This is a genomic window from Paenibacillus hunanensis (assembly GCF_014645615.1).
Lineage (GTDB): Bacteria > Bacillota > Bacilli > Paenibacillales > Paenibacillaceae > Saccharibacillus > Saccharibacillus hunanensis.
This window is the reverse complement of the sequence record NZ_BMMB01000007.1, coordinates 228,632-244,173: the sequence shown is the minus strand read 5'-3', so window position 1 is coordinate 244,173 and position 15,542 is coordinate 228,632. Positions and strand designations below refer to the sequence as shown.

Annotated in this window: 14 protein-coding genes; all 14 read right to left on the bottom strand. The window is 45.2% G+C overall.

Going from position 1 to position 15,542, the window contains the following annotated elements:
- Window positions 1–25 precede the first annotated feature (25 nt).
- The 14 genes from IEX62_RS16605 to dprA all read right to left on the bottom strand — a co-directional run bounded on the left by IEX62_RS16605 (window position 26) and on the right by dprA (window position 15,470).
- Window positions 26–1,009, bottom strand: a complete 984-nt coding sequence (locus IEX62_RS16605; RefSeq protein WP_188776654.1) for a MotE family protein — start codon at window positions 1,007–1,009, stop codon at window positions 26–28.
- Window positions 1,010–1,106: 97 nt separating this feature from the next.
- Window positions 1,107–1,550 (bottom strand): flagellar export protein FliJ, encoded by a 444-nt coding sequence (gene fliJ, locus IEX62_RS16600; protein WP_188776653.1) that lies wholly within the window; start codon window positions 1,548–1,550, stop codon window positions 1,107–1,109.
- Window positions 1,551–1,556: 6 nt separating this feature from the next.
- Complete coding sequence (fliI, locus tag IEX62_RS16595; protein WP_188776652.1) at window positions 1,557–2,876, bottom strand: flagellar protein export ATPase FliI; 1,320 nt, start codon at window positions 2,874–2,876, stop codon at window positions 1,557–1,559.
- Window positions 2,863–3,714 (bottom strand): FliH/SctL family protein, encoded by an 852-nt coding sequence (locus tag IEX62_RS16590; protein WP_188776651.1) that lies wholly within the window; start codon window positions 3,712–3,714, stop codon window positions 2,863–2,865. Before IEX62_RS16590 ends, fliI begins: the two co-directional genes overlap by 14 nt.
- Window positions 3,707–4,717, bottom strand: a complete 1,011-nt coding sequence (gene fliG, locus IEX62_RS16585; protein ID WP_188776650.1) for a flagellar motor switch protein FliG — start codon at window positions 4,715–4,717, stop codon at window positions 3,707–3,709. The genes IEX62_RS16590 and fliG overlap by 8 nt, the downstream gene beginning before the upstream one ends.
- A gap of 13 nt (window positions 4,718–4,730) precedes the next feature.
- Window positions 4,731–6,323, bottom strand: a complete 1,593-nt coding sequence (gene fliF / locus IEX62_RS16580; protein WP_188776649.1) for a flagellar basal-body MS-ring/collar protein FliF — start codon at window positions 6,321–6,323, stop codon at window positions 4,731–4,733.
- 48 nt (window positions 6,324–6,371) lie between these two features.
- Window positions 6,372–6,683 (bottom strand): flagellar hook-basal body complex protein FliE, encoded by a 312-nt coding sequence (gene fliE, locus IEX62_RS16575; RefSeq protein WP_188776648.1) that lies wholly within the window; start codon window positions 6,681–6,683, stop codon window positions 6,372–6,374.
- A gap of 30 nt (window positions 6,684–6,713) precedes the next feature.
- Window positions 6,714–7,169: a flagellar basal body rod protein FlgC gene (gene flgC / locus IEX62_RS16570; protein ID WP_188776647.1), complete on the bottom strand. Its 456-nt coding sequence runs from the start codon at window positions 7,167–7,169 to the stop codon at window positions 6,714–6,716.
- A gap of 3 nt (window positions 7,170–7,172) precedes the next feature.
- Window positions 7,173–7,589: a flagellar basal body rod protein FlgB gene (gene flgB / locus IEX62_RS16565; RefSeq protein ID WP_188776646.1), complete on the bottom strand. Its 417-nt coding sequence runs from the start codon at window positions 7,587–7,589 to the stop codon at window positions 7,173–7,175.
- A gap of 840 nt (window positions 7,590–8,429) precedes the next feature.
- Window positions 8,430–9,851, bottom strand: a complete 1,422-nt coding sequence (gene hslU, locus IEX62_RS16560) for an ATP-dependent protease ATPase subunit HslU (RefSeq protein ID WP_188776645.1) — start codon at window positions 9,849–9,851, stop codon at window positions 8,430–8,432.
- Window positions 9,852–9,936: 85 nt separating this feature from the next.
- Window positions 9,937–10,479: an ATP-dependent protease subunit HslV gene (hslV, locus tag IEX62_RS16555; protein ID WP_188776644.1), complete on the bottom strand. Its 543-nt coding sequence runs from the start codon at window positions 10,477–10,479 to the stop codon at window positions 9,937–9,939.
- Window positions 10,480–10,615: 136 nt separating this feature from the next.
- On the bottom strand, window positions 10,616–11,965 hold the full coding sequence (gene trmFO / locus IEX62_RS16550) for an FADH(2)-oxidizing methylenetetrahydrofolate--tRNA-(uracil(54)-C(5))-methyltransferase TrmFO (protein ID WP_188776643.1): 1,350 nt from the start codon (window positions 11,963–11,965) through the stop codon (window positions 10,616–10,618).
- A 213-nt stretch (window positions 11,966–12,178) separates the two neighbouring features.
- A complete protein-coding gene (gene topA, locus IEX62_RS16545) occupies window positions 12,179–14,287 on the bottom strand; it encodes a type I DNA topoisomerase (protein ID WP_188776642.1) in 2,109 nt (702 codons plus the stop codon).
- A gap of 40 nt (window positions 14,288–14,327) precedes the next feature.
- Window positions 14,328–15,470, bottom strand: coding sequence for a DNA-processing protein DprA (dprA, locus tag IEX62_RS16540; RefSeq protein WP_188776811.1), 1,143 nt, complete (start codon window positions 15,468–15,470; stop codon window positions 14,328–14,330).
- Between the last annotated feature and the right edge of the window lie 72 nt (window positions 15,471–15,542).

Genomic DNA, 15,542 nt, shown 5'->3' with positions numbered 1-15,542 from the left:
AAATAATTCCGATCACCCCATTGAATTAATTGCCCATTAAACGAGTCACAATCTGGGCTGTTGCTGCGGGATCCTGTGTAGACATTGCTGACAGAATGCCTGCTCTAGTTGAATCATCGAGGTTATTCAATATTTGAAGCGCTTTGGTCTGGCTTGTTTTAGATGTTTGAAGTAAAAGGCTTGCTGCACTAGACGCTGGCATCGTGGTAAAGGTTTGTGCCATCGCTTGCGAATCCAGCTTGGTGCTCGTTGTAGGTGCTGTATTTTGAGCGCCTGCTGTTTTCGTCTGTAATGCTGCAAGGCTTGCTGCGGTAGCATTTTTAAGCGCTAATGAAGTTTCGGCAGCTACCTTCGGGTCCATTTTCTGCAAAATGCCTGCTTGACTTTCAGCATTCATTTTACTGAATATGAGCACCTGTTCATCTGTTGTCATGTTTTGCATGATCGATGCTGCTTTCGAGGAGCTCATGTCTGAGTATACATTCGCCAACAATTTCAGTTGTTTGTCCTGTTCCGTCTGAACTGTAGGGGTACCTGTTGTACTCGTTCCGCTGGTTGTTCCAGTTGTTCCACTTCCTGTTGTACCAGCGCCACTTGCCGTTGTACCCGTTGTGTTACTTCCTGTTGTGCTAGTACCGTTTGTACCACTGGCACCGGATTGTGTATTCAGTTGATCCTGCAATGTTTTGATCTGCGTAGCTTGATCTGAATTTTTCTGTTGTGCATCGCTCAATTGCTGCTTGAGCTGGTCAACGGTAGCGGCTGTACTTTGCGCTTGATTCGTTGCTGGATTCGAACTACTACTATTATCGGCAGATGGTACGAAATTTTTCACTACAGGAATTTTATCAAGTGTACTGAACATCGTATTACGCAAATTAACATTAAATAGCATGATAATCGCACCGACCAATACTAATGTGAAAAGAATGGGAGTGGCAATCACGAGAAATCTTCCAAGACCTCCGCCTTCCTTTTCCACTTCCAACTCCATGGTTTTCTTCGCCACGGTGAACCTCCTTGAGCCCGCATGCTTGACTGTGATCGTTCCTAATCAGGAAATACTTCCTACTGTATAATTAGGCACTCCATCACAGTCCGGGAATTTATCTCGACTGCATCGCAAATCGAACGGTTGCCATCTCATCCAGCGCGTTTTGCTCGCGAAGCATGTACTCATGCATGAATTTGGCTTTTGCTTTATCCTTCGCTTGAAGCCATACCTTTTCATCGACCATTTTCTCAGTTAAATGAAGCTTTTTATGATCTACATTTAATTGAGCTTTACGTACATCAGCGATCTTTCTAGCAATTGCTTGATCCAGATAAACAACGTAACGCTGAAGATTTTGCAATTCCATAGCAGGTGCAGATTGTTCGGTAGCCTGATTGATCGCTTCCAGCGTTCGGTTCTGATCTTCCAGTAACTGATCGAGGGATTGTTCTTCAGCTTGCAGCTCACCCAGTGCGGAGGACAGCAGCCACTCTGCCTGGTTTTTTGCGCTTGATTTAATATCGACAACTTTTTGGAAGTTATACTGGAAATTCATTATTCATCAGCTCCTCGCAAATTCGAAAATCATCTGCTCTTGCGCATCATGTAGCGTTGTCTTTTCATCTACTTTCTGTCTTGTAAAGTTCCACACATCTCTGATTCGCGAGATGGCTTCGTCAATGTCTGGGCTTGACCCTTGCTGGTAAGCACCGATATTAATCAAATCCTCTGACTCCTTGTACACGGACATCAGACGCTTCATATTGTTGGCTGCATCGTTCTGGTCTTCTGTGACAATGTCCTTCATCACCCGGCTAATGCTTGCCAGTACATCGATGGCTGGAAATTGTCCTTTGTTTGCAATGGAACGATTGAGTACGATGTGACCGTCTAATATCCCCCGTACCGCATCCGCAATCGGTTCATTCATATCATCACCGTCAACGAGTACGGTATAAAAAGCTGTAATTGATCCTGCTGGTCCAGTACCTGCCCGTTCAAGCAGCTTAGGTAATCCAGCAAATACGGAAGGTGTATACCCTCTCATCGCTGGCGGCTCGCCAATCGCAAGTCCGACCTCACGCTGTGCCATCGCATAGCGGGTAACCGAGTCCATCATGAACATCACATTCATGCCACGATCGCGAAAATATTCAGCAATCGTCGTTGCAATCAATGCTCCCTTGATGCGAATCAAGGCGGGTTGATCAGATGTAGCTACGATAACGACGGAACGCTGTAATCCTTCAGGACCGAGATCACGTTCGATAAAGTCCCGTACTTCGCGTCCCCGTTCCCCAATCAGGGCGATCACGTTGACATCGGCTTCGGTGTTACGGGCAATCATGCCCATCAACGTACTTTTACCAACACCGGAACCGGCGAAAATACCGACACGTTGCCCTTTACCAATCGTTAGCAATCCATCGATAGCTCGTACACCCACACTCATTGGATCCTGCACACGCGGTCTGGTCATTGGATTTGGTGGTGAGTTAAAGGTGGAATAATGCGTCATCCGCGCAGGTAGCAAGGAGCCATCCAGCGGCTGTCCTAAACCATCCAGTACCTTTCCAAGCAATTCCGACCCTACCTGTACGGTGAGTGGTTTACCTGTTCCAACAACATCACAGCCAGGTCCAATCGATTGCAGCTCACCGAGCGGCATCAGCAGTACTTTATTATCACGGAAGCCAACAACCTCAGCTCGTAGTGGATCGAATCCTTTGGTCGGATAAATGTAGCAAACGTCTCCGATACTCGCATCCGGTCCTTCGGACTCCACCATCAAGCCGATAACCTGTGTAACTTTACCGTTGATTCGTACCGGGTCCAGCTGCTTCAGATAATCCAGATAACGGCCTGCATTAAGCTCCTGCATTGCCATTCCCCCGCTCTTCATCGTGAAGTGCTACACGTAGCAGCTCTTTTTTCAATTCAGCCAGTTGTGTATCGACTCGTGCATCCACACTACCAAAGGCAGAGCGGATTACGCAGCCGCGATCGCGTACAGTAGCGTCAGGCAAAATTTGCAACTCTGCCTGCGAGTCAATCGACAGTACCAGCTCTTCACGCGCTGCATGTACAAAATCGAATTGTGAAGGGCTAACACATAGTGTGATCACGCCTTGCTCACGTTTACGCAGAAGCGTTTTCTTGATCAGTGTCATTACTAGCTCTGGCTGCTCACCAAGCTCCTTATCAATGACCTTTTCAGCGATTCCACAGCTTAAATCTACCAAAAACGGCTCTGCCTCCTGTATAATCTGCTCCTTCGCTTCATATGCCTGTGTCAGAACCGTTTGTGCTTCTTCCATCATTTCCTGAATACGCTCTTGCATCTCTTGCTCAGCACGCATTCTTCCTTCTTCAAAGCCTTCTTGAAACGCTTCTGCCTTAACGGCTTCCACCAGATGCTCGTCCTGCTCACGGCGTTCCTGCCACCAGGTGCTGATCATTTCCTGCGCATTTTGCAGAATCCGTTCAGCCTCCTCGGCTGCCTCGCGTACTTGTCGCTCAGCGAAATCCTTCGCATCAGCAAGCATCTGTTCCTTCAATAAAACCGTTTGCTCATCAACTCTTGGTTGATCATATACGATATGCGGGATGTGCTCGGACGTTGCTCCCAGATCGGTCGCTTTGAAATATTCCTTGCCAAGATCCAGCTTTTTTAAAATTTCGACCGGAATGTACTGGGATGATTTTATCAAATTAGACAATGATATCATCTCCTCCGCCACGTGCTATGATGATCTCTCCGGATTCTTCGAGTCTGCGGATGATGCCTACGATACGGCTTTGAGCCTCTTCGACATCTTTAAGCCGTACAGGTCCCATAAATTCCATTTCTTCTTTGAATGTATCCGCCATACGCTTGGACATATTCGTAAATACAGCTTCGCGTACGTCTTCGCTTGCCACTTTGAGTGCAAGCTGCAAATCGGCGTTTTCCACATCGCGGATAATACGCTGAATCGAACGATTGTCGATATTGACGATATCCTCGAATACGAACATCCGCTTTTTGATTTCCTCTGCCAGCTCCGGATCCTGAATTTCCAGGGAATCCAGAATTGTACGCTCGGTTCCGCGATCGACACCGTTCAAAATTTGAACGATCGATTCGATACCGCCAGCATTTGTGTAATCCTGCGTTACGGTTGAAGAAAGCTTCTGTTCCAGTACACGCTCTACCTGAGCAATAATCTCTGGTGAGGTGCTATCCATTACAGCAACTCGACGTGCTACCTCTGCCTGCTTTTCCTGTGGCAGAGAGGATAGAATGACCGCTGCCTGTTCAAACTGTAAGTAAGACAGAACAAGCGCGATTGTTTGCGGGTTTTCATTTTGGATAAAGTTTAAAATTTGACTTGGATCAGCCTTGCGTGCGAAGTCAAATGGTCTAACCTGCAATGTTGCTGTCAGACGATTAATCACTTCCATTGCTTTCGATTCGCCCAGCGCCTTTTCCAAAATTTCTTTAGCGTAGTTAATACCGCCTTGCGAAATATATTCCTGCGCCAGACAAATCTGATGAAACTCGGAAACGACGGAGTCTTTCTCAGAGCTATCTACCTTACGCACGTTGGCGATTTCCAAAGTAAGCTGCTCGATTTCTTCATCGCGCAAATGCTTGAAAATCTGTGCAGATACTTCAGGGCCGAGTGAGATTAACAGGATGGCCGCTTTTTGACGTCCGTTCAGTACAGCTCCCTTTGCCAAACGTATTCACCTCTTATTCATCAGCAAGCCATGTACGCAGCAGATTGACGAATTCGTCTGGTTTCTTTTTCGCCAGCGATTCAAGCTGTTTACGTACCTGACTGTCATTGGTCAAGTTTTCCAAACTAATTGAAGGCAATTCTGTAACTGGCGGAAGCATAATATCTTCTTCCATTTCTTCGGCTTGTTGCTTGCGACGACGGTACATAACAAGTGCAATGATACCGATAACGAGTGCAGCGGCTACGCCAGCAATCCACTGCCAGTTAGAAGCAAGGAAGCCAGTGTTGCTACCATCGTCGGTTACAAATGGCTGGGATACAACGGAAACTTTATTTTGCAGTGCATTTGCAGCCGTATAATCAATACCATTTTCTGCAAGAGATGTTCTAACAAGGTTTTGAAGCATCGTTTGAATCTGATTATTCAGTGTCGTTTGCTGTGCAGTAGACAGAGCTGGATTCGGATCGATCAATACGTTAATGCTCAAATCCTGTACATGATAAGGACTGGCTGCGATCTCATTATGAATCCGATTAACTTCATAGTTGATTGTGCTCTGTGATTTCTCAGATGATGTATTGCCACTGGAGGAGCCTCCAGGATAAGTCGGTGTGTCAGTAGAACCTGTTCCTGCTGTACCACTATCAGGACTTGATGTACCTGTGTACGATTCTTGAATTTTCTGGGCACTGATAGCAATGCCTTGCATGTTCTCTGTATCAACCGGTTCAACGCGATCTTCCTTCGTTGTACGTTGATCAAAATTCAATGTAGAGGTTACAAGCACATTAACTTTATCAGGACCTAGCAAGCGAGACAGAAATTGTCTTACATTGTTTTCAACATCGGATTCGTACTTTTTCTGTAATGCCATATTGTCTTGCACGGCGCCGATCAGATTACCTGAACCGCCGCCTTTCACTGTAGCCACTAGCTCGCTTCCATCTGTTCCGTCCGTAATCGTGATGTTATCAATAGGAAGACGAGGCACCGCGGTATGAATAAGATTGAAGTATCCATCAATCGCTTCCTGTGAAGCACGGAAGCCTGGTTTAAACTGGATTACGACAGAAGCGCTTGCTGTATCTTGATTCTCATCTGTTGCAAACAGGCTTTCCTGTGGCAGGTTAATGAGTACCTTTGCGTTTTGCACGCCATTCATATTACGAAGCAGCTGCGAAACTTCACCGTTCAATGCATTTCTGTACTTCACATTGAATTCATTATCTGTCATCCCGATTGCAGATGAACTGGTATTGAATTCGCTGAAACCAATTGATCCATTTTGGATCAGCCCCTGAGAGCCTACAGCAACTTTTGCTTTTGCTGCACTTTCAGTTGGAACAGAGATCGTTGTTCCATCCTGGCTTAACTGGTAAGTGATACCTTGTCCATCCAAGTATTGCATGACCGCCGCAGAATCAGTCGCATCCAGGTTTTGGAATGCAACCTCATATTCAGTCTTGGTAAACTGAATGGTCAACACTACGATTGCAAGAATAATAAACGCTAGTGTTGAAAATAGTAGAATTTTTTGATTCCTGTTAAAGTTTTTCCAGTATTGCACGAGTTTATCTCTGTACTGGAGGATTCTTTCATTCACAATGCCACCCCACTCGAAACTTTGCTATGAAACATCATCTCAGTCCACTTACATTTGTGTTCTCATAATTTCCTGATAAGCTTCAATTGCTTTATTTCGAATTTGGGCAGTCAATTGCAGACTCAGCATCGATTTTTCGCCTGCGACCATAACCTGGTCTACATCTGCTTTCCCGATCAGGAATTGGTCATTTAGCTTGTGTACGCTCTGTTCCTGCGAATTAACCTGCTCCAAGGCGTCTGCCAAGTAAGAACCGAATTGATCCATTGCTTCTCCGGGAGTCGCCTTACTTGGAGACATTGCAGTATTCATTTGAAACGGCGAAGATACAGCGTTGTTAAACATTGTATTTTCAATCATTAATTACCCCTCCTACCAATTATTTATTCATTATTTACCAATCTGCATTGCTTTCATTAGCATTGCTTTTGTGGCATTCAGTGCAGTTACGTTAGCTTCATATGAACGCGAAGCTGATATCATGTCCACCATTTCTTTTAGAGTATCGACGTTTGGCATTTTTACATAGCCGTTTTTGTCTGCATCTGGATGAGTTGGATTGTATACCATTTTGAATGGCTCCTGATCTTCCTGGATGCCGACAGCCTTGACGCCGTTCAGGCCTGAATTGTTAGATCCATTCATTGCATTGTCGAGTGAGTCTGCAAATGAAGGCTTGTTAGTAGAAAGAATAACCTCTTTACGACGATATGGAACAGCCTCACCATTTTGAACGCTCGCTCTTGTCGTTTCCGCATTAGCGATGTTGGAGGAAACAACGTCCATACGCAGACGTTGTGCAGTCAGGGCAGAAGAACTGATATCAAAGCTATTACTGATTCTCATGGATTAAGCTCCTCCTCCTTGAATCGCGGTACGCATCATTTTGATCTGATGATTAATCTGCTCGACATAAGCATTGTAGCGCAGCTGGTTCTCAGCCAGATCGGACATTTCTACATCGATGTCGACGTTGTTGAGGTTGTTGTTCATTACTGTTCCTGTATCCTGGGTGACTGTTGGCTGTGGCACGCTACCAGGTGCATTGCCAATTTGGAAATGGCGCGGGTTCGTAGTAATTCCATGGAATGAGCTGCTGCTATCATCCATTTGAGATTGAAGCACGTTTTCGAATGAGACCTGAGAACGTTTGAAGTAGGGGGTGTCTGCATTGGCGATATTGTTTGTAATGACCTGTTGTCTCAGATTGGCTGCGCTCATCGCGCCTTCCAATCGGCGAAAACTCGCATCATTAAGCAAATTCACTTACGCCACTCCTTTCAAATTCATATATTAAAACATGGAATGTAACTTCCACTTTTTTCATTTCATTCGATCATTCGACAAACATTGCGGAAATATGTTGTTTTAGCTCGCCATGCGTCGTTTTTCCTAAAAAAGTGATACCATAAGTTTCCTAGAGAATTGGTCGTAAGACAATGAGAATAAAGGACTATCTTTTGACAAAAAAAATCATTTTTTGTCTTCTTTCATATAAAATTTTCCAATTATAATAAATAATATGACATTAAAAGCAAATATTGTTATCAATTAATTAGGTAAAATGCTTTTATTTTACAGTTATGAGTATTTTGGAGGATGGAAAAAATGGAAATAAGTAAGCAGTTTAAGTAGTCGTTTTGATGCAGATTATTGTAAAACCGTATTTTTTTTAATGTAAACATATTGTTTTACGTCCAAAAACCTAGTTCGGATTACTTACTATCTATTAAGTTGAAATAAATTTGTCACAAAATTTACTAATTTATTCCAAATTATCGACTTTTTCAAACAGGATGAAGATGGAGATGTGTGTTACGGATTGACTTGCGCATTTACGCAAACGACATTATCATAACCTAACTTTATTAAAAAATCTATATCAATTTATGTTATTCCGAAAAGAGCAGATTCAAATTTATATCGGATTCCTGTATCTCTTATTATAGATCAATTTCTTATATTTATAATACATTTTTCACACTTGCGAAAATATAGGAAAAAGGCGGGGAACTGACGAATCAGGCACCCCACCTTTTTCCTAAAATCATACCTACTATTTTTAAATGTATTCCTACTCTTCCACAAACAAGGAATTGTCGCCTTTTACAAAATATACTGACTAAGATCGCGATCCTGGGCAATATCCTTCAGCTTCTCCTGAACATACTGAGGCGTGATCACAAATGTATCCAGTGTCAACTCAGGCGCTTCAAAGGAGATATCCTCCAGCAGCTTCTCCATGATCGTATGCAGACGGCGTGCGCCGATATTCTCTGTATTCTGATTCACGGTCGCCGCAATGCTAGCAATCTCTCGGATCGCCTCATCCGAGAACTCCAGCTCAATATCCTCTGCACGCAGTAAATACGCATATTGATGTGTCAGGGCATTTTGTGGCTCTTTCAGAATGCTAATAAAGTCCTCCATCGTCAAGCTTTCCAGCTCTACCCGAATAGGGAAACGACCCTGTAGCTCGGGAATCAGATCAGATGGCTTAGCCGTATGGAATGCACCCGCAGCAATAAACAAAATATAATCCGTTTTTACCGGGCCATACTTGGTCATCACGGTAGAGCCTTCAACGATTGGTAAAATATCACGCTGTACACCCTCGCGTGACACATCTGGACCCGAAGTGTTGCGACCAGAGCCTGCCACCTTATCGATCTCATCAATAAAGATAATTCCGCTCTGCTCGGCACGACGCAGCGATTCCTGATTCACATCATCCATATCAAGCATTTTGTTCGCTTCCTGCTGTGTCAGCACTTTACGTGCCTCCTTAATCGGAAGCTTACGCTTTTTCATTCGCTTCGGTAGGAAGTTGCCCAGCATCTCCTGCATATTCATACCCATCTGGTCGTTCCCCTGTCCCATGAACATATCCATCATGTTAGGGGTTGTGTCCTCAACCTCAACCTCGATAATCTCTTCCTCAAGTTTACCAGACAGAAGCTCAAATCGAACCTGTCTACGCTTCTCATGAATCGATTGCTCCTCATGATGCTCGGAAGCAGGCTCTTCATTGGAAGAATTGTTATTACTCGCGCCACCAAATAGCATTTCGAATGGATTGCGCTGATTTTTCGACTTGAAGCCAGAAGGAACGAGAATTTTTACAATCTGCTCATTGGCTGCTTCTTCCGCTTTATCCTTCACCTGTTCGGTACGTTCTGCTTTGACGACACGAATCGCCGTCTCGACCAGATCGCGTACCATGGATTCTACATCACGACCAACATAGCCGACTTCGGTAAACTTGGTTGCCTCTACTTTTACAAAGGGAGCATGAACCAGCTTAGCCAGACGACGAGCAATCTCGGTTTTACCGACGCCGGTAGGCCCGATCATCAAAATATTTTTAGGGATGATCTCGTCCTGAATATCCTCTTGAAGCAGACTTCGACGGTAACGATTACGAAGTGCCACGGCTACTGATTTTTTAGCTTGCTTTTGACCAACAATATATTTGTCCAATTCTGCTACAATCTGTCTTGGTGTTAATGCGTGGGCATCTTTATTCATCTTCTGTCCCTCCATCCTAAATTCAGAAACAAAAACCGGTGTGATCCCCCCCCTGCAAGTGGAGTACGGACCGCACCGGCCAGGCTCACAATTCTTCTACGATAATGTTATCGTTTGTATACACACAAATCTCTGCGGCAATCTGTAGGGAGGACTGCACGATATCACGTGCCTCCAAATCCTTACCGTGACGCTTGAGCGCACGCGCAGCAGATAGAGCAAAATTACCACCGGAGCCGATCGCGATCACATCGTCATCAGGCTCAATAATCTCGCCGCCACCGGAGATGAGCAGCATGCCGGTTTTATCCATAACAATCAGCAAGGCTTCAAGCTTACGCAGGATACGATCAGAACGCCATTCCTTGGCAAGCTCGACAGCAGCACGCTGCAAATTGCCATGATGCTCTTCCAGCTTCGCTTCAAATTTCTCGAACAGCGTAATCGCATCAGCTACCGAGCCGGCAAATCCAGCCAGTACCTGACCGCGATACAGACGACGGATTTTTTTGGCGTGTTGCTTCATGATGACATTTTGCCCGAACGTTACCTGACCGTCACCAGCAATTGCTGCTTTGCCATTATGGCGTACGGCACAGATTGTTGTTGCATGAAATGAAAGCTCCATCTAAATTCCCTCCTGTTCGTCGTCTCTGAGCATTACGGATGACAGGGCAATTGGTTCCATTATTAAATCCGTGTAAACGAATCACATGATCCAACAAGGTGTTAATACCCGGTTAAGCAAAGGTTAAGCTTTATTTTTATTCAGCAGATGGAGCCGAAGCTACTGGTTCTGCTGCTGGAAGGTCAAAAAAGGCACGAATGCTATCCAGCGCCTGCTGTGCCAGCATCTCATTCTTTTCCTTTTTATTACGAATTTTCTTCTCTGGCTTTGGCAACAGACCAAAGTTCGCATTCATCGGCTGGAAGTGCTCTGGATCAGCCTGTGTAATGTAATGCGCCATACTGCCCAGCGTACTTGCCTGTGGCAGCACGAGCAATTCTTCACCTTTAGCAAGACGTGCTGCATTCAAGCCTGCAATCAAGCCGGAAGCTGCGGATTCTACATAACCCTCAACGCCTGTCATTTGACCTGCGAAAAATACATTCGGGTTGGTCTTCAACTGATACGTAGGCTCCAGCAATCGTGGTGAATTAATAAATGTATTGCGGTGCATGACACCAAAGCGTACAAACTCGGCATTTTCCAGACCTGGAATCATCGAGAAGACACGACGCTGTTCGCCCCATTTTAGGTGCGTCTGGAAGCCAACCATATTGTACAATGTGCCTGCTGCATTATCCTGACGCAGCTGCACAACCGCAAATGGTAGCTCTCCTGTATGTGGATTCACCAGACCAACTGGCTTCATTGGACCAAACAAAGCTGTCTGCTTACCGCGCTTCATCATAATCTCGATCGGCATACAGCCCTCGAAATAGATTTCCTTTTCAAATTCCTTCAATTGAGCCGTCTCTGCACCAACCAGTGCATCATAAAAGGCATTGAACTCTTCTTCGTTCATTGGGCAATTCAGATAAGCTGCTTCGCCTTTATCATAACGGGAAGCGAGATATACCTTGCTCATATCGATTGAATCTTTTTCGATGATCGGTGCTGCGGCATCGTAGAAATAGAAATACTCTTCACCGAGCAGCTCTTGAATTTGCTTGGAGAGTGCTGGAGAGGTTAGTGGCCCTGTAGCAATAACTACGATACCGTCCTTTGGCAGCTCCTGTACTTCTTCATTTAATACGGTAACGAGCGGATGGTTATGCAATGTCGATGTGATCTCACCAGAGAAGCCATCACGGTCAACGGCAAGTGCGCCACCTGCGGGTACTGCGTGATGATCGGCTGCACCTAGAACGAGTGAGTTCAGCATCCGCATTTCTTCCTTCATAACGCCTACGGCATTAGCGAGTGTGTTGGAACGCAGTGAATTACTGCATACCAGCTCGGCAAATTGGTTCGTATGGTGTGCCGGTGTTTTGACGACCGGACGCATTTCATATAGCTGTACAGGTACTCCCTGACTGGCAATCTGCCATGCGGCTTCGCTGCCTGCAAGGCCTGCTCCAATAACGGTTACCTTTTGAATCTCTGACACGATGAAAAACCCCCTGAATATCTTACCCTTAATAATGAGTGAAAAACAGCACGACTTGTATCCAGATAAAGCTCTGAATACAAGTCAGTCGTTGTGCTGCATTTGTCGTATTTATATTATACGTGAAATGATATGGAAATTCTAATGAGCTATTACGAATAGTGTTGAACGATGATCCGCTCAGTTGGAAGGCAATGGAATCAGCTTACTCGCTTAATCGAGCTCTACCGCTTCTTCATTTTCATTTTCCTCAACCATTTCGGTATGATCACAGCTTGTACACTGCAATTTAACGCCCTGTTTATTTCGTTTCTCGACCATCATCGAGCTACATACCGGACATGGCTTCGGCGATGGGCGATCCCACGATACAAAGTCGCATTCTGGATAACGATTGCAGCCGTAGAAGACACGACCCTTTTTACTGCGACGCTCCACCACATCACCTTCATGACAGGTCGGGCATTTTACACCGATATCCTTAATGATTGGCTTCGTGTTGCGGCAATCCGGGAAACCGGAGCATGCGAGGAACTTACCGAAGCGTCCCAGCTTGTACACCATATGGCGTCCGCATTTATCACAGATCTCATCCGAGACTTCGTCTTCGATCTCAATTTCCTTCATTTCTTCTTCGGCTACTTCAAGGCGCTTCTCAAACGATTCATAAAAATCATTTAGCACCTGTACCCAATCTTCCTGACCTTCTCCTACATGGTCAAGATCCTGCTCCATATTGGCAGTGAACTCTACATTCAGAATTTCAGGGAAAAACTCTTCCATTTGCTGAATAACGAGCTCGCCCAGCTCAGTAGGCATAAACTTCTTCTCTTCGATCGCTACATAGCCACGCTTTTGGATCGTTTCCAATGTTGGCGCATACGTACTTGGACGACCAATACCTAGCTCCTCCAGCGTTTTAACAAGACGTGCCTCGGTATAACGTGGCGGCGGCTGTGTAAAATGCTGCTTGGGCTCGATATGCTCAGGTGTTGGTTTGTCACCCTTCGCCATTGGCGGCAGAAACTTCTCGCCTTCTTCCTTACCATCGTCATTACCTTCTACATACACCTTCATAAAGCCCTGGAAACGAACTTTGGAACCAACTGCACGGAACGTGGTTGGCCCAGCACCGATATCGACAGACATCGTGTCCAGTACAGCCGAAGCCATTTGACTTGCTGCAAAACGTTCCCATACTAGCTTGTACAGACGGAACTGGTCACGGCTCATATATTCCTTCACCGATTCTGGATCACGACTAGCAGAGGTAGGACGAATCGCTTCGTGCGCATCCTGTGCGTTCGCGTTCTTTTTCGTATATTGACGGGGCTCTTCCGGAATAAACTCGTTACCGTATTTGCCTGTAATATACTCACGAATCTCCTCCTGTGCAGAAGCTGCGATTCGAGTGGAGTCAGTACGCATATAGGTGATCAGACCGACTGTTCCTTCTTTGCCGAGATCAATACCTTCATATAATTGCTGTGCGACCGACATCGTTTTGGCTGCACGGAAGTTCAGCTTACGCGCCGCTTCCTGTTGCAGAGACGATGTGGTAAATGGAGCTGCTGGATGACGCAGTCGTTCGCGCTCCTTGATCTCATTCACTTCAAAGGTAGCATTCTCAATCGCTGCCAGAATTTCATTCACATCCTGCTCACTGTGCAGCTCTTTTTTCTCACCGTTCAGCTGATGGAACTTCGCTTCGAAGGTGGTATCGTTAATCGTCAGTCTGGCAGTAATGCTCCAGTACTCTTCCGGTGTGAAGTCTGAAATTTCATTTTCACGATCGATAATGATCTTAACGGCTACCGATTGCACACGACCAGCGGACAAGCCCTTTTTGACTTTCTTCCATAATAGGGGGCTGATTTTGTAACCTACAAGACGGTCAAGTATACGACGTGCTTGCTGTGCGTTGACCAGATCCATATTAATTTGACGCGGCGTTTTGAATGCATCCTTAACCGCTTGCTTGGTAATTTCGTTAAATACAACACGGCATGCTTCGCCTTCATTCACATCCAGCGCATGGGCTAAATGCCAGGCAATCGCTTCACCCTCACGATCCGGGTCAGCCGCGAGATAGACTTTTTTTACTTTTTTTCGTGCATCTTTTAATTCTTTTAGAACAGAACCTTTACCACGGATGGTAATGTATTTGGGATCAAAATCGTTTTCAACATCGACCCCAATCTGGCTTTTTGGCAAATCGCGGACATGGCCCATAGATGCTTTGACAATAAATTTGCTGCCAAGATACTTGCCGATCGTTTTCGCTTTTGCCGGTGATTCCACAATAACGAGTGAATCTGCCACAGGTTTGTCCCCCTTTCCGATATTCTATCTATAATTTGAATTATATTAAGGTATACACAGCGCCAGAGCACTGACTGATCTGTTTTTTTATGATTAAAGATAACAGAACAGTATGCAAAAGTCCAAAATCAAAATTCGATTTGGCCTGAATTTCGTCGATGGTTGCATCGCCCTGCTCCAATATAAGGTATATCGTCTTTTCCTGTTCTGTCAAATGAGAAATATTTGCGAGGTCACCAGAAGGCGGAATATTCGAGGTATTAGCTATTCCATTATCTTCCTGCTTCACGTAAGTTTTATCACACAAATCCTCTAATCTTGAATCATATTCATTTATAATATCATCCGCGCAGGTTACCATAATCGCACCCTGCTTGAGCAAGGATAATGTGCCTTTGCTTTTAGGTGAGGTGATCGGCCCTGGCACTGCAAATACATCGCGATTACTTTCCATAGCAAAATCTGCTGTAATGAGCGAACCACTACGCTCATCAGCTTCCACAACAATCGAACCATGCGATAAGCCAGCAATAATTCGGTTGCGCTGTGGAAAGGTACCGGGAGAAGGACGTGTGCCAAGCGGATATTCGGATACGATTAATCCATTTTCGCGAATTCGTTCATATAATAAACGATTTTCTGGTGGATAGATTACGTCTACACCTGTTCCAAGCACGGCGATGGTTTGGCCATGTGCCTGTAGTGTAGCCTCATGACAGGTGCTATCGATTCCGCGTGCTAATCCGCTAACCACCGTTATTCCTTTGGCAGTTAATCCCTGTACTAACAGCTCGGCTACACGCCGACCGTAGGCAGTAGGTACGCGTGTGCCTACCATGCCGATACAAAAGGATTGGAGTAGCGTACTATTACCACGCATATACAACACCCAGGGGGGCTGAGCAATTTCCTTCATTAATAATGGGTATGTATCATCCATCATCGTTATGATCTCGATGTCTAGATTATTATATCGAGCTAGCTTCTCTCTGATCACTGCTTCGCTTAATTCATGCGGAAGCGCTTGTGCCACTTTTTCGGGCATGCCCAAGCTACGCCAGCGTCCGGCACTCCATGTCGGCAGTTCGCGCAGGTCTACATGCTGTTGTAGTATACCATAGATCCGTTTCCAGCCAATACCGGGTGCTTCATGCAAGCCAATTAACACATGACGTTCATCCATCATATTCCATTTCCTCCAAATAGGAGTTAGATGAGCTCACCTACTCCATTTAATCGTAAGTTGTATTATATT